Here is a 24,628-nt window from a genome sequence, read left to right as displayed (position 1 = left end):
CCACCCTCCTTCTTCAATGGAACGAAAACAAAAAAGCACCGCCCAAAACCCGAATGAAAATCGGATCATGGACGGTGCTACCGTTCCCGTATTCCTTAAATTTACAGTAAGAATATCACAAATATGGATCGCAGACAAGATTTTTTTTATAGATTCAACGCCTCTACCCGTCCTCCAAAAACCGCTCCTTCAGCTCACGGGTCGGAACCAGGCAGGCCTCGTCCTTCCCAAACCAGCGGTAACGATGCTTCGCGACGAATTGATACGCCGCATCCCGAAGGCCTCGCGGGACGATGATCAGCACATATAGCAGCGGCCAGGGATACCGTAAACCTCTGGCTATACGCAGTGCCGCCGCCGAGCGGGTATAGGGAGTCCCGTGTTCAATCAAAACGACGCTGTCCAGCGCTTCCTCACGTGCCCCCGCTGCTTTCAGCAACCGGCTGCCGGCCGGCGATTGCAAGGAAGCAAAGCGGAATCGCCCTACCGGGTCACGCTTGATGATAAACTTGACGGCTCCTTGGCATAAATGACAAACCCCATCGAATAAGATGACGTGCCCTTTCCATTCATTTGGCCCCTCAGACACGCTCTAGCCCCCTCTCCTTGCGGCTTCGACACTGCTCCTAAATGATATATAAGAAAAAAGCACGGGAAATATCCCGTGCTTGCCGTCGCCAGATGGCAAAAGCGATTACTTGGACGAAAGCTTGTCGAGCCACTGTCCTTCTACCATTTGACGGTTAATTTCACCCGAAAATTTCTCCATGCATTGGCAAATGAAGTCTTTACGGCAGACCGGGCAAGGTGTCTTTTGCAGCCTGCTGACGTTGGTTAACCGCCATTCGGGATTACGGTGGTAAAACACGCGGCACGCCGTACCGTCGGCCATATTCACGATAAACTCATACAACCCGTCCTTATCGTTGCTGCCGGCCTTGGTTACATTTACAACATTCGGTCTGTAGGACATGTTATCACCCATATTATCAAATTTCTTTCCAGAGCGAAGCTCTTTTAGTACTTAGTCATATTAAATAATTTTTATCAGCATGTCAACTTGAAAACCCGCCCAAACGGCCTGATCCGGCGCATATTGTGCAAGATGTCTATTAGAATGTGCAAATCTTCCCCGCCCCATACACCCAGACTACGAAAAACAACTTTGCATAACCAAAAAAGAACCTCCCGGAGTTTCCGAGAAGTTCTTTATCGGCTTCAATGATGCGGTCGAGAGGACTCGAACCTCCACGGGCGTACGCCCACTACCCCCTCAAGATAGCGTGTCTGCCATTCCACCACGACCGCGATTCTAAAAGACGAACATGAATTATTATATCTTCGTAGTCATGAAAAGTAAAGTGGAATTATTTGTCCCTCCGCCCGGCCTTCAGCCTCCGGTAACGGGTAAACTCGATGTACTCCCGCACGAAAGCCCGCTCTGATTCAGTCAATGAGCTCGCAAACAAATTCCAATCTTTTTCGATGGAGACATATTCCGTTCTTTGGTCTTGCACCAATTCGGCCTGTTTCTCTCTTCCGGTCATGAGCCAGTCCAGGCTGACATCAAAAAACGCGGCGATTTCAATCAATTTATTCGTACTCGGCGTGGACTTGCCGCGCTTCCAGTCCCCGAGATTTCCTGTACTGATCCCAAGTTCTAGACAAAAGGCTTTTTTAGTCATACCGGCGTTTTTGATCAGCAATTCGATACGTTCGTAAATCGACAACTTCTCTCCAACCTTCCTAACAAGCATTAATGACGCAATTAAGTTATTTTTTTCGTTGTAGAACGACGCATATGCGTATATAATAGAGTAAGATACCGCGATACTATTCCATGAGGCTAACATACGCCTATATCTTAACACAGGGCCGACAAGTACTTAATAGGTCGGAAGACTGCCCTTATTTCATGACAGGAGCGCACCCGCCGTGAAAGAGAACCCGCGTTGGAAAGAACCCTATCATTCGTTAAATCAAAGCGTTGCGATCCTAGACCCTAACGGAACGATCGTCTCCGTCAATCGGACCTGGGCCAATCGAGCCTCTCAACTTGGCGTTGCTCCCGAATGGGGGCGGCCCGGTTTGAATCTATTTCAGTTTTTTCAGCATGGCCCCCATCATCTTACTTATTTTAACGTCCGCCAGCTGATGGAGCAATTTTCGCGTATTTTAAATGGGGATACCAAGATATTTGCCTTTGAATTCAAGGCCCCAACCACCGAAGAGGAACTATGGTATCTTGCCGAAATGACCCCTTATGCCGAAGAGGCATCCGCCCCTCCCCATGGAATCGTGATCACCTGCACCGACATCACCCGAATGAAACGTCAGGAAATTCAAATGCAGCATGATTTGGCTCATATTCGAACGCTCCGGGGGCTGTTGCCGATTTGCGCCGTATGCAAGAAAATTAAAGACGAAAGCGAAATGTGGAGCACCATCGAAGCCTACCTTATTAAGCATACCCACGCCGAATTTACCCATGATATTTGTCCGGATTGCATTCGAGCACTATACCCCAAATATTCTTCGATCCTGGATCTGCCGCCCCAGTCGGAATAACCTGCTCACACTTAACGTATCGTTCTTTCTACTTTGGCTTTGGTCGGGGCGGGATTCATCCGCCCCTTTCTCACTCGGCTGATCTGCTGCCCTAACGTAGCACCGACCAAGCCTCCGGCGATCAGGCCGACACCCCCAAGCTGGAGTATCGCCGCCAAGGTAGCGAGCACTGCCCCGCATCCCGCGGCGGCCATAAACGGCAGCGTGCGTTTCCCCCCGGCAAGCAGGGCGATGAAGAGTGCCGGCAGCGCGAAAGTTAACACCTCAGCCAGCTCTGCGGTAACAAAACCGCCCAGCCCAGTGCCCGCTGCTGTACCTGCCACCCATGATCCATAAATGGCCATAGCGAAAGTAATATAATAGGAAGGCGATATGATGTCCCCTTGCGCTGCCCGGCTCGAAGTCACTGCAAACCCTTCGTCCGTAAGACCCATCGCCGCCAGCCACTTCCCGGATTCCCGCCAATTCGCCAAATAAGGCCCCATCGTCGCACCATACAGAACATGACGCATGCTTAACAGGAGGAGTGTCGTGATGATTGTAACGGGGGCTGCGGCCGAGGCGAACATGCCTAGCAACATAAACTGAGCTCCTCCCGAGAAAATCCACACCGAGCTGAACACGGCGATTCCTCCCTGTAACCCTCCCGATGCAGCGAGCACGCCGTAAGTCATGGACAACGGAAAATAAGCTAACATGATCGGGAACGCATCACGCAAAGCCAGTTGGATTTCTTCTCTTTGATACGACCGATTCATTCGGTTCATGATCGCCATTCCCTTCCCTCTAATGGGTACTTTTCCATCTACCCTAACCAGGTAAGAAAGCCGGCATAAAACAAGACGCCGGCAGCCACGGTTAATAGAAGCCGTCGTGACCACCAGGCAATAATCATCGTAGGAATTGCTGCAAACAGCATCGAATTATCCACTAGCGGAATCCACTTCCCGTCTTTGAGCAGCAGAAGCGGTCCAATCAGCGCGCCTAGCACGGCAGGAGACACATAGGACAACCATTCTTTCGTCGATTCAGACCATCGGACACGGCTCCCTAATACTAAAGAACCTGCCCGCAATAAATAAGTTCCTGCTCCAATCAGAATAATAATCCAAAGCTGGGTTGCCACGTCTTGATCTCTCCTTGACCTGAAATGCATTTCATAATCTATACTCTAGAAAAACAGACAACACCCCCAACGATGGGCTAGGAGGAAACTACCATGAAATTGATTGCCGTGGATTTGGACGGAACATTGCTCACCTCGGACAGCCGCCCGAGTCCCCAAGGCTTGGACGCCATTTCGCATGCGGTAAGCCAGGGCCATACTGTAACGCTCTGCACCGGGAGAGCTAGCTTTGACGCCCGACATTTAACCGGAGAGCTGTGGATCCCGATCATTGCTTCGAATGGAGCGGAAGTTTTCGACTCGAAAGGAAAGCTGCTGCGGGAAACGCCAATTGACCCAAGCGCTGCCGCGGAGGCCATTCGTTATCTATTGAAACAAAATGTGTATTTCGAAATCTTTTGCCCGGAAGCCATTTATTCGCCTTCCGACGGCGAGCAGAAACTGCTGGCTGAAATGGATATTCTCGTTAGCGCGAATCCGGAGGTCGATCGGGATCAGCTCTGGGAGAGCGCCAAAATCCAGTTCGTCCAATTTGGTTTCCGGGGAATCGACCAACCGCTACTATTGCTTGAGCAGGGCCGTCCAATATATAAACTCTTGGTTTATACCTTCAACGCAGACAGGCTGAACGAAATTACGGAGCATTTCAACGAGCAACCGCAGGTGCATACCACTTCCTCTGCCAACCACATCGTTGAGGTTATCGCGAAGGAAACCGATAAAGGAAGCGCCTTGCAATTCCTCGCAGGCCAGTTGGGAGTGGACATGTCCGATACCGTTGTCATCGGAGACAGCTACAATGACATCTCGATGTTTGAAACCGCAGGAACCAAAATTGCGATGGGCAATGCGGTGGAAGAGATCAAGCGTCTGTCCACGATGACCACCCGATCCAATAACGATCATGGGGTCGCCTACGCCATTCGATCCTTGCTCGAAATCTAGCCCCTTGCTCACGGCTGCAGGTATGAAGAAAGAACCTTGCTAACCGCAAGGTTCTTTCTTACTGGGATGCGGTCGAGAGGACTCGAACCTCCACGGGCGTACGCCCACTACCCCCTCAAGATAGCGTGTCTGCCATTCCACCACGACCGCATATTCAATTTGAAAATCCTAAAATCGAATGGTGACCCGTAGGGGATTCGAACCCCTGTTACCTCCGTGAAAGGGAGGTGTCTTAACCCCTTGACCAACGGGCCACAATCTAACCGTCGCTTTGAGGCAGCGACAAAAATGAGTATATCAAAAAGCGATGCACCTTGCAACCCTTAAATTATTGACATAAGCTTGCAAATCCTGCCATTCTCTTTAATCTACTATTGGCTTAATCGCCAGAAATCCCTCCGGATCTCCGGAGGGATTTCTACATTCACAATTATACTCAACGGAGAGAGAGGGATTCGAACCCTCGCACCGCTTACGCAGTCTAACCCCTTAGCAGAGGGTCCCCTTATAGCCACTTGGGTATCTCTCCAAGAATGAAATGGCTCCCCGAACAGGACTCGAACCTGTGACAACTCGATTAACAGTCGAGTGCTCTACCAACTGAGCTATCGGGGAACAGTCTTAAATAACGAGAACATGAATTAATTTATCACGCTTCCGCGGCAAAGTCAAGATTCATAGCGCTTTCGAGCCCCTTCCTTCTTTCCCCAATCCTTTTAGGTGTAAGGGAAATCGCAAATGGAACTCACAAGGACAAGCCAAGCAAAAAAAGGGTTGCATTCTGTTGGAAATTCAATAAAATAAACATAACGTTAAATAAATTTTAACGTATGATTATTTTTAAAGGACGGGTGCTCATGAGTCAAGAAGTGCGGGTCAAAAGTCAACCATTTCCCGGGTTTAGAGGACTGGCGGTTTACAAATCGTTTATGTATCTTCTGCTGGCCCGTGTGATTTCCCGATTTGGGGATTCCGTCGATTCCATTGCTTACAGTTGGATGGTATACATGCTCACCGGCTCCAAGCTGTTGATGGGTACCTTGTTTGCGCTCAATTTCATACCGAACATAGCCTTCAGTTTTTTTGCAGGAACGCTGGTGGACCGCTGGTCCAAACGAAAGGTCGTCGCCATTACTTATCTGGGACGCGGCCTGATCGTTTGCTTCACGGCTTTGCTCTATTGGCAAGGCTGGCTTGTCCCATGGCATCTTTATGTGTTGACGCTACTCACCTCAACGCTGGAATGCTTCGCATCTCCTGCCGAACTGGCCCTAGTTCCCCAATTGCTGCCTAAGGAAAAACTGCTAAGCGGCAATTCCTTTAGCACCTCCGCCTCTCGGGCGGCTGAATTAGCGGGAATGGCGGCCGTTGGCGGCATCATTGCAAGCTTTGGAATCTCCGCGGCCATCCTGATCGATGGGCTTACTTTCACCATCGCCGCTGCTTTCATCCTGCTGATCCGAGCGCCCCGACAGACTTCGCCTGAACCTCATCATAACGCCGCGGAAAGCAAAAGCTCCTTCTTTCAGGAACTAAAAGCAGGGTTGCTGTATCTCAAATCCAATAAGCTGCTCATTACCATCGTCATGGCTGCGGCCTTCGTTAACTTCTGCTTATCGCCGTTTAACGTGCTGAATGTCGTCTACGTGGATGAAATCTTAGGTTCGGGCCCTGTCGGCTTAAGCTTAATGGGGATTAGCTTGGTCTGCGGAACCATTGTCAGCGGATTATGGATAGGCAAAAGAGGTGCTGCCTATAAAAAAAGCCGGCTCATCTTAACCGGATATCTGCTGCTTGGCCTCAATTATGCGCTGATGTACTTACCTGCGGTCCTACCGATTCAACCGCTGGCCATGGCCACGTTGTTCAGCTTTGGGATAGGTCTGTCCGTCTCGTTATGCAGCACGCCTTCTACCACCTATTTTATGGAAACGGTGCCGAAGGAGCTCCTTGGCCGCGTGGGGGCGCTTTACGGAATGGTGTGTACTTGTGCGATACCCGCGGGGAGTGCCCTCGCCGGTATCCTGGGGGAATGGGTGCAAGTCCACCTGCTGTATGTGAGTTTTGGTATTCTCTTGCTGGTTCCCGTTTTTATGTTGATGAAACAGCGAAATTTCATGGAGATCTGATCCGATCATGCTTTGCGCAATTTATAGGCCCGAGCTATACTTAAAATAAGTGACGGTCAACCGTCTTATGTTCGGGTAGGGGGCTTACAGGTGAACGAGGCGAAGGAATTGAAAACGCTGGAGGACATTCGGATCTATTCCGACCCATATCGTCTTCAAATCCTGGATACATTCAAGCAATTGAATCGTCCAGCGACGATGAAGGAAGTGGCGGATACGATGGGCGAAGTTCCGGCTAAAGTCTATTATCATGCCAAAAAGCTAGAGAGTATCGGTCTCTTGCAGCTCGTGGACACCAAGGTTATTAATGGCATCACCGCGAAATATTATGAACCTTTTGAGGGTGCCATTCATATTAAGAAGAGCTACTTCGACGATTCGCTCAAGCAGGTCGCTTTAACAGAAACCGAGAAGCTGCTGAGCAATTTATACGACGAAAGTAAGAAACGTTTTTTGAAATCCTCTCGCTCCGATACGTCTTCCGGGCAGTTAAGCAACGATCACGTGTATTTGACTCCGCAGGAAGTTGAGGAATTTCAAGCGTGGATCACGGCGTTTCTAAAAAAACACCAGTCCAAAACAACCGAGGATAGTAAGCAATACGAAATTTTTACGACCATAGCAAAAAGCAGCGAAACCGAGGACTGAAAATAAAAAGAACCATCGTCTCCGTAAGGGGAAGCGTGGTTCTTATATTTTTGCCGATGAAGTTGTTCCTGCTTCGTTTTCGTCTTTCGGGTTCGCAGATCTTGAAACGCAAACGGGCTGCGGCTGAGTTCCGGGCTGCGTTTTCCTTCGCGGATGAGCTTTTGACGCTGCTTCTTGGCTTGGGATTGAGCCATCTTCAATCACTCCTTATGTCGTTTGATCTAAGTATAACACATCCTTAGCCGCCGGATAACGTATATAGGCGCAGTCGGCCGGCGCATTTCCCGCAGCGGTACCGGTTCGGATCGACGCGGCGTTTCCGCAGATACTCCATCCCGCAATCCGCGCACACCAGCTTGTAGCGGTGCGGTAAGACCTTCCGTTGCTTGCTCCCGGGTAAAGAATGGCAGTACCGGCTGCCGCCGACTTTTTGAAGCAGGGCCTTAAAGTCCGCGTCGCGATGCTGATACCCTCGTCCCGCCAAATGCAGGTGGTAGTGGCATAATTCATGCTTGATGATGCGCTCGACTTCCTCCTCTCCGTAGGTGACGAGCTGAGCGGGATTAATTTCGATATGATGGCTTTTCATAAAATAGCGGCCCCCTGTCGTTCGGAGCCGGCTGTTAAACCGGGCTTGGTGCCGGAAAGGCACGCCGAAGGAACGCAGCGAGATTTGCTCGATCCAGGCTTGCAACTGCTCATCCGTCATCGTCCTCTCCCCTTCCTGTTGTCGTGAGTGCTAGAAATCTGCTAGATTCATTACTTGAATTTTAACTTCTCCTTACGCTACACTGTCAAGTAGGATGGATAGAAAAGGAGAATCGCAAGCATGTCCCTAATGAGATACGTTATTTTGCAGCAAGGCCCGGATCTAGTTTTCGTAGAAATGCCCCGCGACTATGCCTACCAGCTCAGCGCTTTGAATCTGCGGCTGAACAAGGAAATCGATAAATTGACGGCCTCTGAGATTCCGTCGCTGCCGCGTGCAATTGCCGAATGCGACCAGCTCGATCTCCTGCAGGAATCGTTGCAGACCACGAGCGGTCTGGATTATATCAACGGACTGGAGTCCGCTTTTTCCGCAATCCGCGAGGAAAACTACCCCCTGATCTCGCTGCTCACCGAAATCCGCGCCCTCCAGGCTCAGCTCGAGCAATGGTACGAGGAAGAAGGCGCGTAGATTCGTTTCGTACCGCTTAATAGATCCAACCCAAGCCGACTGGACTAGCTGCTCATTGCGATGAGGGCCGTTCAGCCGGCTATTTATGTTGTGAGATTCCGGCATCCCCATCCCCGATGGTGTAGCTTTGCTCCTCGTAGATCTAACGTCGTCCCGATGAGGCAACGTTACTCCTCGCGAGCCTACGTCGCTCTAACGGAACGTAGAGACCTTATTCGCTCATTTCCCGACGATTTCCCGCTGTAACGGAACGGAATGACCTTATTCAACCAATTGGGCAGCCATTTCTCTGCTTTTGCCGTAAATAAGGTCTCCTCGTTCCGTTAGAATCGGAGCATGCCCCGTTTCGGGCAAATAGCGTCTCTGAGTTCCGTTAGAGTCGCGTGAGCAGCGGAGGGCCCGACTGAATTCATGATTCGACGCCGAATACGCTCCTCCGATTCCCCTTCGTGATCAAACGCCGGAATCTTAGTTTCCGTTTCAATGAAGACTAAAATGCAGGCTTTTCAGCACCGAGAAGGTTGAATGAAGCTAGGGACTGAGCAGCGCAGCGTAGGTATAACCTACGTGAGCAGCGGAGGGCCCGGCTGAATTCAAGATTCGACGCCGAATCCGCTCCTCCGATTCCCCTTCGTGATCAAAAGCTGGAATTTTAGTTTCCGTTTCAATGAAGACTAAAATGCGGGCTTTTCAGCACCGAGAAGGTTGCGTAAACCCGAAGAAGGAGGAGCGCAGTGTAGGTGGAGCCTACATGAGCACCGCACTTCGAGGGTGAGCGCAAGATTCGACGCCGAATCCGCTCCTCCGATTCCCGCTTCGTGATCAAACGCCGGAATTTTAGTTTCCGTTTTATGGGGGACTTGCACGGATTGGGGGAATGCCCCATACCCTAACCATACCAATGGGTTACCGGAGGAGGGGATACGCTTGCCGAACTGGCTCAGCAATCAGATCATGCGTGCCTTTAACAAGAGAGATCGTCGTCAGATTCGTCTGCTCAACGATTGTTGGTTTTTTTACTACAGTCGCCGAAATACCCACACTGACAACACCAACCCGATGCAATAACGGCTGATCCAAAACACAAGGGGCGGCTCCACCGCGGCATGAACGCCAACTTTGGAACAGCCCCGTATTCTCGTTATATGTTAGATTTGAATTCCGCTTTAGTCACTGCCAATCACCAGCGCATGAAACTCCTCGTCCCAAACGACGAGATAATCGAACGCATCGATTAAAAACCGGGACTCCACGTAGAACTTCCCGCCGATCCGCAGCACACCTGACTGCCGGGCTGAAAACGCCACTTGCCACGTCCCTTTTTTAAGAGAGAGCTCCTCCCGATCTTCAGACCACGTCACCTGTGCGCCCCACGCTTCAAACAGCTCCCGCACCGGTAAATAGATGTGCTCCTGTCGAGTGATAGGTTGCGCAGCTCCTGAAAATCGGACAAGCTGGCCGTCAAACCATACCTGAAGCTGGTCCCGGGCGGGCTCTAGATCGACGGTATCCAGCAAATCAACGCCGCTGCGCAGTACGGGCAGCGCATCTGCACTTACCTGAATCTTCCGAACCACACCGCCGATGGCATCACTCATGTAAAGATCTCCGGAGCGATAGGTGAGCCCGTAAGGCTGCGCAAGCCTTCCTGTCGTCAAAGATCCTGCGGGTTGCTCAGTCAAGTTGCCGGTTACTGGGATTAACGCCTCTGCTTTGCCGAAATCCAATGTTACTACACGTCCGGTAGGCGTAATGGCGCGTATTCGATGGTTCAGTCGATCGGCCACATAGAGGACCCCATCCCCATAGGCCAATCCCGTCGGATGGTTAAACCGGGCCTGCTCCCGTTCACCGTTGCGATAGCCGCCGCTCAAGTAACCGGTGTCGCGATCGGGCTGCCCCGGGACCCCGGCATAGGTCACCACCCCCTCCGCCCGAATATGGCGGATGACCTGGTTGCCGCTGTCGGCGACATATAGCCCGTTATCTCCCCAGGCCAGTCCAACCGGCTCGTTAAACCGGGTCGACGAACGGTCTCCGTTCGTATAGCCGCCCTTCTCCCCTGGTTGCCCAGCCCACGTACTCACCGTACCGTCCGGAGCAATTCGGCGTATCACGTGATTAAGCGTATCCGCCACGTATAGATTTCCTTCCCCATCCAGCGCGATTCCTGTCGGATTGTGAAATTGCGCTTCCTTCGCTGCTCCGTCACGATACCCCGCTTCGCCGGTTCCGGCAAAAGTATATACTGTGCCGTTTTTGACTTTGCGGATGACCTGATTGTCTGGATCGCTGACATAAACGGTACCTCGGTTGTCACTGATGAGAAAGGCTGGACGTTCAAACAAGGCTTGGCCAATCGAACCATCCCGGTACCCTCCATTCTCCGTCTCCGTCGCCAAACCGGTGTAGGCTGTCCAAGCGGTTCCTTCCCATGCCAAAATCCGTTTGGCACCCGCGTCGGCGGCCAGCAGCGTTCCATCGGAAGCAAAGGCAAGGCCCGTCGGCTCAATCATCTTATCCGTAACGCTAGAAGCCAGCGCCCACCCTACCGGGATGGGGCTTAATACACTACCAGACAACCCAATCAAGAGCCCCGCGCTCAACAACGCAGTTCGAACACTGAATCGCACGGCCTTCATTAACATGTCTAACCTCCTCCCGATCTAACTTGCAAACAATCCATATCTTTAATTCTCAACCGTAATCTTGATTACCGCATGATCCAAGACATCCAGATACTCAAATGGGATCTGAAGAAGATACTCTCCCGGATCCAACGTATTCAAGAAAGCTTGTCTCAACGTGAACCGCAGCTGCGAACCCTCATTCTCCGCGCTGAAGTCCTGTAGCGGCATCAAGATTTGTGGTTGCGCGCCCATCGGATCGGACAGCACCGTATCATAATCGTCGTCCGGTCCAAACGCATCTCCGAGGCCGTTTACGAGCCAGACGAGATCCCCGGGCTGCGATTTGATGTAGGTCACTTGTTCGCGGTCCGCATGCGGTTTCACCTCGGATGAGAGCTCGATAAGCTGCTGCAAATCACCGGTATTCGGGTTACGGAGTAATCCATCCTGAATATAGAAGGTGATCTCCGATTTAAGCTCGAGGAATCCATCCAGCTTAATGATCAGACGGTTTCCTTCGATACTCAAGCCGGATGCATCAATTGGACGAGGATGATCCGGATCGTAGGCTACCGCATTAGTTAATGTAATCGCCGATTCTACCGGATCAGGCGCCCCAGCCCCCGTATTAAATTCGATTGGCATCGTAAACGGGATGGAGAGGGTGGACAAATCCCAAACCAAGGAGTAAGGCTCATTCCCTATCCGTTCCATATCCACCTCTGGCGGTTGAGGCAAGCGGGCATGCAGCTCAATCATCGGCAGATGAAACCCAGAGGCAAAAAACAGCTTCAGCCCCAAAGATTCGATCCCGTCCTCAATGCCCTGCATATAAGAAGCCCGGATAACCAATACCGTCTGATCGGAATTGGATCCCGCCGCCACCACGTAATCTGCGCCTTCCACCAGGTCCGTTTCTGTGTCGGCCCGCATCACCCTCGTAATCCGATCTCCGTACAGCTTCAACACGATGCTAACATCGATGCGCCGTTCCGGATCCTGTTCAAATTGCGGCACGGAAATGACCGTGGGGTTAGTTGGAGCTGGGTCATGCCCACCGCTCGAATTACCGGAGGGAGTCAATGATCCCGGTGAGCCAACACCTTCATCTTCAAACCGAATGACCGCAGTAGCTGCAGTTCCCCCGCCCTGCCGGTCGCTGAGCTCCTCTTCCGTTTTCCGTTCGATGGTTCGCTGCAACAATTCCAGCACCTCGGGCAAGGTCCCCCCGGCTGATTTCAGATCTTCATAATGCTGCTCCAAAACAAACAGCGGAAGATCTCCCCAATCAAGCGCTTCGACCGCTCCGGTGCCATCAGCCGTCCGCCGAAGCTGCTCCCCAGGGCGAACCGTGACCTCGGCAGTCGCCTCTGCCAAGATTGCTCTTCTTACCGCAACACGGCCTTCTAGGACGCCAACGTAGGTCTGTGCCTGTGCATATCCGACGATAAACTCTGTACCCATTACGCCCATCACGGTGGTTGGCGTTTTGATTTCAAAACGTGAATCTTCGGTCAGCTTCTTCTTCACTTTGATCAATACGCTGCCCTTTTGAAGAGATAAGCTCGTCTTTCCCTCCATCGCCTTGGCGCTTTTCACCAATTCATGAATCATCAGCTTCGTATCCGGTCCAATGTATACCAGCTTGTCGCTGTCCAACTCCAGCTCAACGCGTCCTTCCTCGCCGGTGAGCAGTACGTCGCCCTCGGTTACAGCCATATTTTTCACGGCCTTGAACTTCTTCTCGCCGCCCTTGTTCACCACGGCACTGCCGGAGACGTCCAGAATTTTTCCCATCTTCTTCGTGTCCTTTGCCATCGCCGCCCCCGGCGATAGCAGCGTCACTGCCAGCACCAGAGACAGCACGATCCTGATGAATTTCAAAGTAAACCCTCCACTTCGTAAGCCACAATTTCCTGCTCTTTACCTTTGAGTTGATAGAAGCCGGATCTTGAGACGGCCACTCTTCCTTCAATCTGCACATAAACGGCCTCGCTGAGCAAAATCCGTCCCGGCTTAGCCCGACTTTCCAACCGTGCCGCCGTGTTCACCGTATCTCCGATTGCAGTATAATCCATCCGTTTCCGCGAACCGATGTTCCCAAATACCGCCGGCCCTGTATGGATGCCTATGCCAAACGAAATCTCACGATTCAGCCTCGCTTTCCACTTGCTTTCCAGCTTCGCTGCACCGTTCTGGATTGCTAATGCCGCCTGTACGGCTTTGAAGGCATGATCCTCTTGTTCCAGCGGCGCATTAAATATGGCCATTGCAGCATCCCCGATAAACTTGTCCAACGTTCCTTCGTACCTAAATATGCAGCGTGCTGCCAAATCCAGATACTCGTTGACGACCGAAACGATCTCCTCCGGTTCTGATGACTCGGATAAGGACGTAAATCCACGGATGTCAACGAACATCACCGTCAACGTGCGACGGACACCCCCAAGCTTTAAGCCATCCCTTCCGGCCGATAAAATCTGGTTGACCACTTGCGGGGCCACATATCGTCCAAAAATCTCGGTCACTCTCCGCCGCTCCGTCCATTCGTAAAAATAGCGCAACAATAGCGCCGCTAAATAGAATGCACCCAGGAATATCAGCGGATAACCGATGGAAATCAGCAGACCTTTGTCATAAAGCCATCTCCCGCCAGCAAGCAACAGGGCAGTCAATACGGCAAGCATCAGCAGTGAATAAACGGGATGTACCAGACGAAAGAAAACATAGGCAGCGGCACCCATGACAAGCAGCAGCAATGCATTCCAATGCCATTCCACCGTTTTCTTCTCGTTGTTCTCTAACAGGGCTTGTACGATATTGGCGTGAATCTCCACGCCGTACATAGGGGTATGATGATCCAGAGGAGTGACGTAGTTGTCTTGGAGGGAAGCTGTATACGGCCCGATCATCACGATCTTGTCAGCAAAATAATCGGCGGGGATATCACCTCGCAACACGGAGGCATAGGAAAACATCTCATATTGTCCAGGAATGCCGGTAAACGGGACGACAAACCGCCCGAATTCGTCTACTGGCGGCGATTCGAGGGGTCTCATTCCTCCGGACGGATTTCGATCCTGCACATGCGTGGCATACAACCGGTAAATCTCCCACGCCATATGGTTAACCGCTCGGCCTTTATACTCGAAACGAAGCAGGGAACGACGTACGATCTGATCCTGATCGGCCATCACATTAATATGTCCTACGGCAGCGGCTGCCTCACGCAAAGCGTCAAACGGGTCAGCTAGCGTCAAAGCCTGGACCACCCCCCGCTTCTGAAAAGGCGGAAAGGTGCCATAGGTAGGCAGAACAACATTTCCAGCCTTCGAAACCGCCTCAACCCACGCCGCATCTTCGCCAGGTGACGAAGACGGCACCTGAAAGGTCAAGTCAAACGCGACAACGGCCGGATGTCCGGACGATATTCGATCCAACAGCTCGGCATGAACGCTACGCGGCCAAGGCCATTGTCCAAGTGAGCGTATACTTTCATCATCAATACCGATCAGGACGATTCTCGAGTCGGCGAATCCCTGCCTCTGGTAAACCCGGTCCTCTACCCATGAATCCAAACTGCTTGGGTATCCCCGATAAACTAGAAACAAGGCGATGCCGATCAGCACGCCCCAAACGGTAAACAATCTGCGCCTCACACATTCACTTCCCGATTGATTGTCATGATTCCAATTTAAGAATAACACAACTTTTGTCCTAGTCTTCGATTTTTTTGGATAAATCTCCTCCGATCTTCAAGCCTGCCCGGAAATGGAAAGCCAGCGAATCCGGTTCGCTGGCTCGGTAATGCGATTAGGAATGCAATTCTTCGCAAGAATGCAGCACGACGACATCCCGCTTCATCGATAAGTCCAGTTCATACGGGGAGCGTACTCGGGTACCGTCCGCCTCCCGAAGGATGCGTACAACCGGGCGATGTGCGAAGCCATTGGCATTGGACGCAACCTCCGCGATCTGACCATTGCTCAGCTTGATGAGCGTAGAGACCGGGAACAAGGAAATATGCTTGACGAATTGCTTGACGAGCTCTGCATCGAAATACCGACCCCCGGCCCCGAACAAAAACTCGATCGCCTCGTTTTCCGTATAGGCCTGCCGATGATATCGCGGCGAGGTCAAAGCATCAAAGACGTCGGCCATCGCCACCATCTGCGCCATTTCGGGGATTTCTCCACCCGACATCCGGACAGGGTATCCGCTGCCGTCGTAACGCTCGTGGTGCAGCAAGGCGCATTTAGCCGATTCGGTCGAAACCCCGTCAAGCGCCATCATGATACGATAGCCTTCGATTGCATGGTTCTCCAGCGTCTTCCGCTCTTCCTGAGACAGTCTCCGTTTTGCGCGGATTAATGATCGCGGCATGCGAGTCATGCCGATATCGAACAAGAGCCCCCCCACCGTCAGGTCCAGCAGCCTGGCGTTATCGAACTGGCGGGAAACCCCCAGCATGGCGGTCAGCTTCGCCACATTCAATGAATGATCAAAGAGCCGCCGATCGCATTGAAGCATCAACGCCAGTTGGTCGATCAGCTTGGCATGCGAGGAAATATCGCAGATCATGCCGCGAAACAACCGCTTGAATCGTTCCTCGATCAAGGGCGTCGAAAGCCGGCCCTCTATATTTTCCGGTAACGTTAACGCCACCAATTCCTCCATCGCTTGTTTTCGAACCCGCGGATCCGGGACGTCCGTGCCGTCCATTGCATCCGCAGCTAATGCAGCGGCCCCACCTGACAACGAGATGAAATGATTTCCCTCAAATTCAGTCCTTGCCTGCCCCGGAACCTCCCGCACAAAAACCGAGGTAATGCCAAGCTCCTTAATCCGCTTAATGTAAGCCTCCGTAAACATCGTGCCTTCCTCCAGTATCGATAAGCCCGTACGGCTCAGTACGGCTCTTCCCAGAACGTCGCCCGGCTTCAACAACTCCACACGTATCGATTTCATACTCCAACCCCCTATATTTCTACCTTCTCCGATCCGATATTTCGAGATGGAAGGAAAACTGTCGAATCATCGCGAATGTAATGCTTAGGGACTACTTTATCAGGATAAAATCCAAAATTTTGTAGCCCAAGCTACAAAATATGAAAAAAGTCACTGTTTTTCGTGTTTCGATCCCGAAACCCTGCTGCAAGAAATGGGTCTTTCGGTCCGACGCCATTTTTGACCAAAGGAGGCAAGCTGATGAACGATTTCGAACTCATCCGACGTTTTCCGTATTTCGAGCATTTGGATCCCGTGGATCTTGCCAAAATGGCGCCGCTGTTCATCACTCGGGAATACGATAAAGGGACTACGATTTTTTGGGAAGAGGAGGAAGGGGACGAGCTGTACCTGATCCAATCCGGCCTCATCCATATTTATCGAAACGACGAGAATCGGGAAATTATCTTATCGGTGTTGAGTGAAGGGGATTTCTTTGGGGAGATGGCATTGCTGGAGAGCGTGCAGTTGCGATCCGCTTCGGCGCGGACGATTGAGAAATCGCTCCTTTATGTGTTGAAACGGCGGGATTTCATCGGCTTGCTGCAGCAAAACCCGCTGATTTCCTTAAAAATCCTGGAGACGACGCTCGGACGCCTGCGGAAGGCGAATGAGTTGATTATGGACTTGACGTTGCTGGATGCCCGTACCCGGATTGTGCGAACGCTGCTGCGCTTGATGGAGCAGCACGGCACACCGAAGTCGGACGGCATTCTCATTGCCTTTAAGCTAACGCACCAGCAGCTTGCCGACATGTCCGGCACCGTACGCGAAACGGTGACCAAGGTGATGCTGGATCTGCAGTACAGCGAACTGATCCGGGTTGACAAGAAAATGATCCTCGTCCTCGCGCCGGACAAGCTCCGGCAATCCGCCGGACTCTAGAGCTTGGGAACGTATCGCAAAAAAGAGCCGAAGCCGCGAAACATTTCGCGGCTTCGGCTCTCTTTTTTTACTACCTTACATTACTGTGCCTTCACTTCGGCAGGGCCTCGCATCGTCAAACCAACCCGCCCCTTCTTGATATCCACGTTCAGCACCCAAACGGTCACATTGTCGCCGACGGAAACGACATCCATCGGATGCTTTACGTACCCGTTGCTCAACTGGGAGATATGCACAAGCCCATCGTTTTTGATCCCGATATCAACGAAAGCACCAAAATCGATGACATTACGTACGGTTCCTTGCAGCTCCATGCCCGGGACCAAGTCCTCGATCTTCAGCACGTCGGTACGGAAGATCGGCAGCGGCAGCTCCTCGCGTGGATCGCGTCCTGGGCGCTGCAGGCTTTCGAGAATGTCGCGCAGCGTTGGTACGCCAACCTCGAGGCGAGGCGCCAGCTCGCCGGGATCCAGCCCAGCCAGCTTCTCATTCAGCTCCTTGGAGCCTAGCTGATTCAAAGAAACGCCCAGCTCCGCAAACAGTCGGGTCACCACGTCATAAGATTCCGGGTGAATCGGCGTCTTATCGAGCGGATGCTCCCCTCCGTCAATCCGCAGGAAGCCAACGCACTGCTCGAACGTTTTGGCGCCGAGCCGCGGCACCTTCTGCAGCTGTTTGCGGCTCTTGAAACGCCCGTTCTCTTCGCGGAATTTAACAATGTTCTTCGCCGTAGTCGCGTTAACGCCGGACACGTAGGACAAGAGCGCCGGGGAAGCGGTATTCACGTCCACGCCGACGTGGTTTACAGCCGATTCCACGACGTTCTTCAAGCTTTCGTCAAGATGCTTCTGGGAGACGTCATGTTGGTATTGCCCAACACCAATCGCCTTCGGCTCAATCTTGACCAGCTCTGCCAGCGGATCTTGTAGCCGCCGCGCGATGGAAGCCGCGCTCCGCTCCGCGACGTCCAGATCCGGAAATTCCTCCTGCGCCAGCTTGGAGGCGGAATAGACGCTCGCCCCCGCTTCGTTGACGATCAGGTACGCCAGCTCACGGTCCTTGCCCTTGCGTTCGGCGATGACCTCGGCAACGAACTGTTCGGTCTCCCGCGAAGCGGTGCCGTTGCCAATCACGATCAGCTCGACGCCGTATTTGTCGATCAGCTCATGGAACTTGGCCGCCGCCTCCCGTTTCTTGTTGTTCGGCGGCGTCGGGTAAGTGACCGCCACCTCCAGCAGTTTGCCGGTGTCGTCGACAACGGCGAGCTTACAGCCGGTCCGGTAGGCCGGGTCAACGCCAAGCACGTTCTTACCTCGAACCGGCGGCTGCAGCAGCAAGCTGCGCAGATTGCCGGCGAAGATCGATATCGCCTGGGCTTCGGCTTTCTCCGTCAGCTCGCCGCGCACCTCCCGCTCGATCGACGGGGCGATCAGGCGTTTATAAGCATCGTCGATCACCGCGCGCAGCACGTCCTCCGTCGCGGAACGCCCGCGGATGACCTGGCCGGCGATGTAGCGGCAAATCGCTTCGGCGTCCACTTCCAGCGACACCTTCAGCACGTTCTCCCGCTCGCCGCGGTTCATGGCGAGGATGCGGTGGGACGGCATTTTTTTCGCGGCCTCCCGGTAGTTGTAATACATCTCGTAGACGGATTCCTCTTCCGGCGTCTTCGCCTCGGACACCATCAGCCCGTGATCCATCGTATATTTGCGGACCCAAGCCCGAATGACGGCTTCGTCTGCCACTTGTTCGGCCACGATATCCATCGCGCCTTGCAGCGCCTCCTCGGCCGTATCCACGCCGTTTTCGATCCCGGCAGCCGCCGTGAACTTCGCCGCTTCCCCCAACGGATCGCCCTGCTTCGGCTGCGACAACAGCCATTCCGCCAGCGGCTCCAGCCCTTTCTCCTTAGCCACGCTCGCCCGGGTTTTCCGCTTTTGACGGTATGGTCGATACAAGTCCTCCACTTCCTGCAGCTTTACCGCCTTCCCGATAGCCGCCGCCAACTCGTCCGTCAGTTTCCCCTGCTCGTCGATGATTCGAATGACTTCCCGTTTCCGCTCCTCTAGATTGCGGAGATATTGCGTCCGCTCCTCGATGTCGCGTAGCTGGTTCTCGTCGAGTTCTCCGGTCATTTCTTTCCGGTAACGAGCGATAAACGGAATCGTGTTGCCTTCGTCCAATAGCCCGATCGTCGTTCGTACCTGCTTCAGCGATAATCCCAGCTCCTTGGCGATTTGAACGATGATCCGCTCCTGTTCCCCCGTGTCGGCCGTACCTTGTACCGCTGTTCCGTTCGTCTCCGTTTGCGCCATGGCAGAATCCCTCTTTCATTCAAAAAATTGCGATTGTTTCTATTATCACAAACTTTGCACGCCTTTTCCAGCGTGTCCGGGCGATCACCTCCGGGGAAAAACAAAGAAACACCGCGCCTTAAGGCAGCGGTGCTTATTTTCGGGCAATTTAAAACGTGCTGTACGTCGAATCAAACGTTGTGGCATATACCAGAACCGCGATGATCGCGATCACGATAATGATGCCGTACAACACCGTGCCAACGATGCCGCAAACGAGGCCGGCGACACTAAGTCCCTTGCCCTGCTCGCCCGTGCGTTTGATCTCTTTGAACGACAGGCTGGAGAATACAATAGCGACGATCCCCAGAATAAAGCCTACATAAGGAATGACGATCGATAAAATGCCCAACACCAGCGACACGATCGACTTTCCGTTCGTTTTTGCCGGCGCCGGCGGTGCCGACGGCGGATACTGACTGAAGGTGGAATAGGAATAAGGCGTTTCAGACGGACGTTGATCCATGAAAAAAGGTTCCTCCCCGGAAAATGTTACATTTATTGTACTTGATCGTAGCAGATGACGCCATGATATATTTTTTCGCAAACCCCGGCTTTATCAAAAATCCATTCAGAAAACTTTCAGCTAGACTTCAGGTTGGCCTCATCTTCATCCCTTAAAATAGGTTCGACTTGTTGAGTGTAAAGGGCCGTACAAGCCCCGACGCTTGTTGGCGGAATACATAGGTTGGAGGGATTCGATTGAAGAAGAAGTGGTTATGGATCGGGATTGGAGCCGGGGGCATTATCGCGATCGCCCTGATTTTGATCTTAACGATTCCGAACAAACCGAAGCAAGCAGCGACACCCGTTCAGAATACGACGCGGGTCAGCAAAGGCGACATTACGGTCAGCGTCTCCGGTTCGGGTTCTACCGTCTCTACGGAGAGCGAAAGCGTCCGCACGAAAGACGAAGGCAAAGTCAGTGAGGTTCGCGTAAAGGCGGGAGATATCGTAAAAAAAGGACAGGTGCTGCTTACGTTTGAAGGCACCGATAACTCCGATAACCTCAAAGCGCAGCAATCCTCCTTGGAGTCGCAACAATTGGACCTAGTCGATTTGCAGGAGCAGTTTAAGCGTCAGGTGCAGGAAGGAGCCGATGAACAGACGCTGAACGCCACGAAAAAGTCGATCACCAAACAGGAGCTGAACATCGGCAACACCGAAACGGAGATTGCCAAGCAGAAGGAGGATATGGTGCCCCCTGACCCGTTAACCTCGCCGATCGACGGCACCGTCACGGCTGTCAATATCACGGCTGGCGAACAGGCCAAAACCGGTGCCGAACTATTCGTCATTAACGATTACCTGAAGCTGAGCGTCAAGATTCAAGTCGATGAACTGGATATCCCTAGCGTCAAGGAGGGGATGAAGGCGACCGTACAGGTCGATGCCCTTCCGGATCAGACCTTTGAAGGCACTGTCTCCGACATCGCCGACGAAGGGACTGCCTCAGGCGGCGTATCGTTATTTGACGTCACGATTGCACTAAACGATTCCGAGGGCGTGCGGGTAGGCATGTCGGCGGAAGCGACGATTATCACCGAGGAAAAACAGGACGTTTTGACCCTGCCGATCGAGGCGGTTCAGCAGCGGGGCGGCCGGTACGTAGTCTTGTTGGCGGGAACCGAAGCCGGCACAGAGAGCGCAGCCGCGGGTGTGGCGAACCCGGCCGAGGGTGCGACCGGCGCCGGTCGGACGGGCCAGCCCGGGGCCGCACTGGACGCCGAAGGAACGCCGCCGCAAACCGGTTCCGGCACCCGAAGCAGCGGTGCCTCGGAGGCCCCGGCGAACCGACAGGGCCGGGGCACCGGAGCAAACGGAGCCGCCGGGGGGACCGGTGGCATGGGAGGTCGCATGCAAGTCGTAGAGGTCGGCGCGCATAACGAAACGTTAATCGAAATCGTCAGCGGATTAACTGAAGGCCAGGAGGTCATCATTCCTACGGTGATCAGCAACTCCTCCGGTTCCGCCAACCAGCAGCAGCAGACAAGAATCCAGGGCGGATTTGGTGGAGAAAGTGGATTTAGCGGCGGTAGCGGCGCTGGGTTCGGCGGAGGTGCGGTGCCCGGCGGAGGCGGGTCTGCCCCCACCGGCGGCGGAGGTGGATTTGGCGGCGGAGGTGGCAGATAATGGCCCTAGCACATCCCCCGCTGATTGACGTGCAGAACCTTGGACATGGTTATCGCATGGCCGGTGAAATGATGACTGTGTTAAGCGAAATCAGCTTCCAGGTCGGGCACGGCGAATTCGTGGCCATTATCGGTCCGTCCGGCTCCGGCAAATCCACGCTGATGAACATGCTGGGCTGCCTGGACGTAGCGAACGAAGGCACTTATCTGCTCGACGGACAGGACGTTCGCAAGCTATCCGACAATAAGCTGGCGACGATTCGCAACGAGAAGATCGGGTTCATTTTTCAGCAGTTTAATCTGCTGCCCAAATTAACCGCCTACGAAAATGTCGAGCTCCCGTTAATCTACCGCAATGTTCCGCATAAGGAGCGGAAAAGATCCGTCGAGGAGTCGCTCCGTCTCGTCGGCTTGGACGACCGGATGCACCACCGCCCGTCCGAATTGTCGGGCGGGCAGCAACAGCGGGTGGCGATCGCCCGAGCGATCGCCGGCGCGCCGCCGATGCTTCTTGCGGATGAACCGACCGGGGCGCTCGACAGCAAAACCGGCGTCGAGGTGATGGATAAAATGAAGGAACTGAACGCGCTGGGCCATACGATCATCATCATCACCCATGACCTCTCCATCGCCGAGCAAGCCAAACGGCTCATTCGGATTCAGGATGGACGGATCGTCGAAGATCGGGGGAACCCGGCATGAACCTGCTGCAAAGCATCAAAATGGCCTGGAAGAGCATCGCAGGCGCTAAGATCCGTTCTTTTCTCACCATGCTTGGCATCATCATCGGCGTCTCTTCCGTGATTACGCTCGTCTCTGTGGGGCAAGGCACGACGTCGCAAATTACCGATCAGCTTGAAGGTCTGGGAACCGATCTGCTCACGGTAAATATCATGGGCCGGGGCAGCGCAACCTCGCTCTCTTTCGAGGAGGCGATGGCTTTGGGAGACCTCGATGGAGTGAAAGCCGTATCGCCCGTGATCAGCGGCTCCGTCACCGCCAAGAAAGGGACAACCAACGATACCCTATCGATTGAGGGCATTGCCCCTTCCTACGAGGAGGTTCAGGATTTCCACGTCCAAGCCGGTCGTTACATCATCGACATGGACAACGAATTCCGCATGAAGGTGGCATTGATCGGCACGGAAGCCGCCAGCACTTACTTCGGTACCGACAACCCGGTCGGACAAACGATTCAGCTTAACGGGAGCCGCTTCATCATCGTTGGTTTGCTGGAGTCGAAGGGCTCGAGCTTGACCGCATCCAACGACAATAAGCTGTTGATTCCGATCGCCACGGCGGAGCGCTTTCTGCAAAGCCGCGGCGTGCGTTCGATTACGGTCCAGGTGCAGGACACCAAGGAAATCGATACGGTCAAAACCTCGCTGGAAGCTGACTTGGACAAGAAGTTCCAGAACGCCGACAACGCCTACAGCATCTTTAACTCTCAAGAAATGCTTGATACGTTGAACTCGACGACCCAGATGCTGTCACTGGCTCTCGGCGGCATCGCCGGCATCTCACTGCTTGTCGGCGGCATCGGGATCATGAATATCATGCTTGTGTCTGTAAGCGAGCGTACACGAGAAATTGGCGTACGCAAAGCGATCGGCGCCAAGAAACGCGACATCTTGATGCAGTTCATGGTCGAATCGACGGCGCTCAGCGGCTTCGGCGGTTTAATCGGAATCGCGTTGGGCTACGGCGCCTGCGCATTGATTGGACACTACTCAGCATTGACGACAACCGTCTCCTTTCCGATCGTCCTCATCGCTTTTGGCTTCTCCTTGTTCATCGGCGTCGTCTTCGGGATGATTCCGGCCAACAAGGCGGCCAAGCTTCGCCCGATTTACGCGTTGCGCACCGAATAAGCGAAGAAAATAGCGAAAGAATACAATATTTTAGGTTAGAAAAGTAAGGAAATTATGCTATATATTAAAATAGAATTCGAGGGGGAAGGAAGAGAAAACATTGAGTTTAATTGAGACAAGAGGACTGCGGAAAGTGTTCCGGCAGGCGGTCAAAGACCCAGGACTGTCTGGTGCGGTGAAGCATTTGTTTACCCAACGGTACAAGGATAAATGTGCCGTTGAAGGGATCGATCTGAGCATCGAGGAAGGGGAGAGCGTTGCTTACGTCGGCCCTAACGGCGCGGGAAAATCGACAACGATCAAAATGCTCAGCGGCGTGCTCGTTCCTTCCGACGGCGAGATCACGGTTGACGGGCTGGTCCCCTACAAGCAAAGGATGGAGAATGCCCAACGGATCGGGGCGGTCTTTGGCCAGCGAACGCAGCTTTGGTGGGACATCCCGGTCCGGGAATCGCTGGCATTGCTGAGAGATATCTATCAGGTTCCGACTACGGTGTTCAAGAAAAATATGGATGCTTTTACGGAACTGCTTGGGATGGAGGACTATCTTCACCTATCGGCCCGCAAGCTGTCGCTTGGGCAAAGGATGCGTGCCGATTTGGCCGCCGCCCTGCTGCATGATCCGAAGATCGTCTACCTCGACGAGCCGACGATCGGGCTCGATGTTGCGGTGAAGCATCGGATTCGTGATTTTATCAAAGAGATGAACCGGGAGAAAGGAACTACGATCCTTCTGACCACACATGACCTCGGCGATATTGAGGATTTATGCGAGCGTCTGGTCATCATTGATCAGGGCAGAATCATATACGACGGCAAATTGCAAGAAGTGAAAGACGCATTTGCCCAGGAGCGTACCCTACATATCCAATTAAGCTCGCCTTTGTCGGATGCGGAGAGCTTGTTTCGGGACTTGCCGGAAGTAAGCGTTAAACGGACAAACGACGGCTCGGAGGCTGCGTTTTCATTATCGATCCGTTTTAACCGTTTTCGCAGCACGGCCAGCGATATCGTCAAACGGGTCATGAGCCATGCGGAGGTTATCGATTTTCGCATCGATGAGCCCAGTATCGAAGAAATCATCCGCCGCGTTTATGATGGACAGCTGGATGCGGCGGAGTTGGCCGCAGCTGGGAAGGGAAGTGCTTAATAC

Annotated in this window: 23 protein-coding genes and 5 tRNA genes; 11 read left to right on the top strand and 17 right to left on the bottom strand. The window is 53.1% G+C overall.

What is annotated here, in order from left to right:
• Window positions 1-163: 163 nt before the first annotated feature.
• From IM700_RS02030 to IM700_RS02015, 4 genes are all read right to left on the bottom strand, one after another.
• Window positions 164-589, bottom strand: coding sequence for a thiol-disulfide oxidoreductase DCC family protein (locus IM700_RS02030; RefSeq protein ID WP_193415504.1), 426 nt, complete (start codon window positions 587-589; stop codon window positions 164-166).
• Between the two features lie 105 nt (window positions 590-694).
• Window positions 695-973: a hypothetical protein gene (locus IM700_RS02025; protein WP_155606492.1), complete on the bottom strand. Its 279-nt coding sequence runs from the start codon at window positions 971-973 to the stop codon at window positions 695-697.
• Between the two features lie 252 nt (window positions 974-1,225).
• A tRNA-Leu gene (locus tag IM700_RS02020) sits at window positions 1,226-1,308 on the bottom strand.
• A gap of 59 nt (window positions 1,309-1,367) precedes the next feature.
• Complete coding sequence (locus IM700_RS02015) at window positions 1,368-1,757, bottom strand: helix-turn-helix domain-containing protein (RefSeq protein ID WP_193415505.1); 390 nt, start codon at window positions 1,755-1,757, stop codon at window positions 1,368-1,370.
• 178 nt (window positions 1,758-1,935) lie between these two features.
• Here IM700_RS02015 and IM700_RS02010 point away from each other — a divergent pair, with 178 nt between their 5' ends.
• Window positions 1,936-2,568, top strand: a complete 633-nt coding sequence (locus IM700_RS02010) for a PAS domain-containing protein (protein WP_193415506.1) — start codon at window positions 1,936-1,938, stop codon at window positions 2,566-2,568.
• A gap of 11 nt (window positions 2,569-2,579) precedes the next feature.
• Here IM700_RS02010 and IM700_RS02005 read toward each other — a convergent pair whose 3' ends face one another.
• Both IM700_RS02005 and IM700_RS02000 read right to left on the bottom strand, forming a co-directional pair.
• Entirely contained in the window at window positions 2,580-3,344 is a 765-nt protein-coding gene (locus tag IM700_RS02005) for an AzlC family ABC transporter permease (protein WP_239483493.1), read from the bottom strand.
• Window positions 3,345-3,373: 29 nt separating this feature from the next.
• A complete protein-coding gene (locus IM700_RS02000) occupies window positions 3,374-3,694 on the bottom strand; it encodes an AzlD domain-containing protein (protein WP_336244866.1) in 321 nt (106 codons plus the stop codon).
• A gap of 93 nt (window positions 3,695-3,787) precedes the next feature.
• Here IM700_RS02000 and IM700_RS01995 point away from each other — a divergent pair, with 93 nt between their 5' ends.
• A complete protein-coding gene (locus tag IM700_RS01995; RefSeq protein WP_193415507.1) occupies window positions 3,788-4,639 on the top strand; it encodes an HAD family hydrolase in 852 nt (283 codons plus the stop codon).
• Window positions 4,640-4,706: 67 nt separating this feature from the next.
• Here the strand turns inward: IM700_RS01995 and IM700_RS01990 are convergent.
• The 4 genes from IM700_RS01990 to IM700_RS01975 all read right to left on the bottom strand — a co-directional run bounded on the left by IM700_RS01990 (window position 4,707) and on the right by IM700_RS01975 (window position 5,254).
• Window positions 4,707-4,789: transfer RNA gene (locus tag IM700_RS01990), tRNA-Leu, on the bottom strand.
• A 29-nt stretch (window positions 4,790-4,818) separates the two neighbouring features.
• A tRNA-Glu gene (locus IM700_RS01985) sits at window positions 4,819-4,893 on the bottom strand.
• Between the two features lie 186 nt (window positions 4,894-5,079).
• Window positions 5,080-5,168 (bottom strand) — tRNA-Ser (locus IM700_RS01980).
• Window positions 5,169-5,178: 10 nt separating this feature from the next.
• A tRNA-Asn gene (locus IM700_RS01975) sits at window positions 5,179-5,254 on the bottom strand.
• Window positions 5,255-5,496: 242 nt separating this feature from the next.
• Between IM700_RS01975 and IM700_RS01970 the strand changes: the two genes are divergently transcribed.
• Both IM700_RS01970 and IM700_RS01965 read left to right on the top strand, forming a co-directional pair.
• A complete protein-coding gene (locus IM700_RS01970; protein WP_193415508.1) occupies window positions 5,497-6,768 on the top strand; it encodes an MFS transporter in 1,272 nt (423 codons plus the stop codon).
• 90 nt (window positions 6,769-6,858) lie between these two features.
• Window positions 6,859-7,416, top strand: coding sequence for a winged helix-turn-helix domain-containing protein (locus IM700_RS01965; protein WP_193415509.1), 558 nt, complete (start codon window positions 6,859-6,861; stop codon window positions 7,414-7,416).
• Between the two features lie 238 nt (window positions 7,417-7,654).
• On the opposite strand, the gene IM700_RS01960 is transcribed toward IM700_RS01965, so the two are convergent.
• A complete protein-coding gene (locus IM700_RS01960; RefSeq protein ID WP_155606486.1) occupies window positions 7,655-8,125 on the bottom strand; it encodes a SprT family protein in 471 nt (156 codons plus the stop codon).
• A 120-nt stretch (window positions 8,126-8,245) separates the two neighbouring features.
• On the opposite strand from IM700_RS01960, the gene IM700_RS01955 reads away from it, so the two are divergent.
• Together IM700_RS01955 and cmpA are read left to right on the top strand one after the other, a co-directional pair.
• Window positions 8,246-8,596: a hydrolase/acyltransferase gene (locus IM700_RS01955; RefSeq protein WP_193415510.1), complete on the top strand. Its 351-nt coding sequence runs from the start codon at window positions 8,246-8,248 to the stop codon at window positions 8,594-8,596.
• Between the two features lie 927 nt (window positions 8,597-9,523).
• Complete coding sequence (gene cmpA, locus IM700_RS01950) at window positions 9,524-9,664, top strand: cortex morphogenetic protein CmpA (protein ID WP_193415511.1); 141 nt, start codon at window positions 9,524-9,526, stop codon at window positions 9,662-9,664.
• Window positions 9,665-9,762: 98 nt separating this feature from the next.
• Here the strand turns inward: cmpA and IM700_RS01945 are convergent, their stop codons facing one another.
• The 4 genes from IM700_RS01945 to IM700_RS01930 form a co-directional block, all read right to left on the bottom strand.
• Entirely contained in the window at window positions 9,763-11,244 is a 1,482-nt protein-coding gene (locus tag IM700_RS01945) for a stalk domain-containing protein (protein ID WP_193415512.1), read from the bottom strand.
• A gap of 42 nt (window positions 11,245-11,286) precedes the next feature.
• The gene (locus tag IM700_RS01940) at window positions 11,287-13,110 is read right to left on the bottom strand and encodes a FecR family protein (RefSeq protein WP_193415513.1); all 1,824 of its coding nucleotides are present in this window, start codon (window positions 13,108-13,110) and stop codon (window positions 11,287-11,289) included.
• A complete protein-coding gene (locus IM700_RS01935) occupies window positions 13,107-14,885 on the bottom strand; it encodes a CHASE2 domain-containing protein (protein WP_193415514.1) in 1,779 nt (592 codons plus the stop codon). The genes IM700_RS01940 and IM700_RS01935 overlap by 4 nt, the downstream gene beginning before the upstream one ends.
• A gap of 154 nt (window positions 14,886-15,039) precedes the next feature.
• Window positions 15,040-16,194, bottom strand: a complete 1,155-nt coding sequence (locus tag IM700_RS01930; protein ID WP_193415515.1) for an HD-GYP domain-containing protein — start codon at window positions 16,192-16,194, stop codon at window positions 15,040-15,042.
• A 240-nt stretch (window positions 16,195-16,434) separates the two neighbouring features.
• Between IM700_RS01930 and IM700_RS01925 the strand changes: the two genes are divergently transcribed.
• Window positions 16,435-17,118, top strand: coding sequence for a Crp/Fnr family transcriptional regulator (locus IM700_RS01925; protein WP_155606483.1), 684 nt, complete (start codon window positions 16,435-16,437; stop codon window positions 17,116-17,118).
• 80 nt (window positions 17,119-17,198) lie between these two features.
• Here IM700_RS01925 and IM700_RS01920 read toward each other — a convergent pair whose 3' ends face one another.
• Both IM700_RS01920 and IM700_RS01915 read right to left on the bottom strand, forming a co-directional pair.
• Window positions 17,199-19,433 carry a Tex family protein gene (locus tag IM700_RS01920; protein ID WP_239483492.1) on the bottom strand — a complete coding sequence of 745 codons (2,235 nt, stop codon included), beginning with the start codon at window positions 19,431-19,433 and terminating at the stop codon, window positions 17,199-17,201.
• Between the two features lie 148 nt (window positions 19,434-19,581).
• Window positions 19,582-19,938 carry a DUF4190 domain-containing protein gene (locus IM700_RS01915; RefSeq protein ID WP_155606481.1) on the bottom strand — a complete coding sequence of 119 codons (357 nt, stop codon included), beginning with the start codon at window positions 19,936-19,938 and terminating at the stop codon, window positions 19,582-19,584.
• Window positions 19,939-20,174: 236 nt separating this feature from the next.
• On the opposite strand from IM700_RS01915, the gene IM700_RS23335 reads away from it, so the two are divergent.
• The 4 genes from IM700_RS23335 to IM700_RS01895 all read left to right on the top strand — a co-directional run bounded on the left by IM700_RS23335 (window position 20,175) and on the right by IM700_RS01895 (window position 24,625).
• Entirely contained in the window at window positions 20,175-21,605 is a 1,431-nt protein-coding gene (locus tag IM700_RS23335; protein WP_193415516.1) for an efflux RND transporter periplasmic adaptor subunit, read from the top strand.
• A complete protein-coding gene (locus IM700_RS01905; RefSeq protein ID WP_193415517.1) occupies window positions 21,605-22,306 on the top strand; it encodes an ABC transporter ATP-binding protein in 702 nt (233 codons plus the stop codon). The genes IM700_RS23335 and IM700_RS01905 overlap by 1 nt, the downstream gene beginning before the upstream one ends.
• Window positions 22,303-23,475 (top strand): ABC transporter permease, encoded by a 1,173-nt coding sequence (locus IM700_RS01900; protein WP_193415518.1) that lies wholly within the window; start codon window positions 22,303-22,305, stop codon window positions 23,473-23,475. The genes IM700_RS01905 and IM700_RS01900 overlap by 4 nt, the downstream gene beginning before the upstream one ends.
• 100 nt (window positions 23,476-23,575) lie before the next feature.
• Window positions 23,576-24,625 carry an ABC transporter ATP-binding protein gene (locus tag IM700_RS01895; protein WP_193415519.1) on the top strand — a complete coding sequence of 350 codons (1,050 nt, stop codon included), beginning with the start codon at window positions 23,576-23,578 and terminating at the stop codon, window positions 24,623-24,625.
• Window positions 24,626-24,628: the final 3 nt, after the last annotated feature.

Origin of the sequence: Paenibacillus rhizolycopersici, from assembly GCF_014947195.2 — a bacterium.
GTDB classification, from domain to species: domain Bacteria; phylum Bacillota; class Bacilli; order Paenibacillales; family Paenibacillaceae; genus Fontibacillus; species Fontibacillus rhizolycopersici.
The sequence above is the reverse complement of the archived record's forward strand: the minus strand, read 5'-3'. Positions and strand labels throughout refer to the sequence as shown.

Coding starts and splice junctions, on each gene's coding strand:
- IM700_RS02025 (WP_155606492.1), bottom strand. CDS start 973: ATGTCCTACAGACCGAATGTTGTAAATGTAACCAAGGCCGGCAGCAAC.
- IM700_RS01945 (WP_193415512.1), bottom strand. CDS start 11,244: ATGTTAATGAAGGCCGTGCGATTCAGTGTTCGAACTGCGTTGTTGAGC.
- IM700_RS01970 (WP_193415508.1), top strand. CDS start 5,497: ATGAGTCAAGAAGTGCGGGTCAAAAGTCAACCATTTCCCGGGTTTAGA.
- IM700_RS01930 (WP_193415515.1), bottom strand. CDS start 16,194: ATGAAATCGATACGTGTGGAGTTGTTGAAGCCGGGCGACGTTCTGGGA.
- IM700_RS01955 (WP_193415510.1), top strand. CDS start 8,246: ATGTCCCTAATGAGATACGTTATTTTGCAGCAAGGCCCGGATCTAGTT.
- IM700_RS02015 (WP_193415505.1), bottom strand. CDS start 1,757: ATGCTTGTTAGGAAGGTTGGAGAGAAGTTGTCGATTTACGAACGTATC.
- IM700_RS01900 (WP_193415518.1), top strand. CDS start 22,303: ATGAACCTGCTGCAAAGCATCAAAATGGCCTGGAAGAGCATCGCAGGC.
- IM700_RS01915 (WP_155606481.1), bottom strand. CDS start 19,938: ATGGATCAACGTCCGTCTGAAACGCCTTATTCCTATTCCACCTTCAGT.
- IM700_RS01960 (WP_155606486.1), bottom strand. CDS start 8,125: ATGACGGATGAGCAGTTGCAAGCCTGGATCGAGCAAATCTCGCTGCGT.
- IM700_RS01905 (WP_193415517.1), top strand. CDS start 21,605: ATGGCCCTAGCACATCCCCCGCTGATTGACGTGCAGAACCTTGGACAT.
- IM700_RS01995 (WP_193415507.1), top strand. CDS start 3,788: ATGAAATTGATTGCCGTGGATTTGGACGGAACATTGCTCACCTCGGAC.
- IM700_RS01925 (WP_155606483.1), top strand. CDS start 16,435: ATGAACGATTTCGAACTCATCCGACGTTTTCCGTATTTCGAGCATTTG.
- IM700_RS02005 (WP_239483493.1), bottom strand. CDS start 3,344: ATGGCGATCATGAACCGAATGAATCGGTCGTATCAAAGAGAAGAAATC.
- IM700_RS01920 (WP_239483492.1), bottom strand. CDS start 19,433: ATGGCGCAAACGGAGACGAACGGAACAGCGGTACAAGGTACGGCCGAC.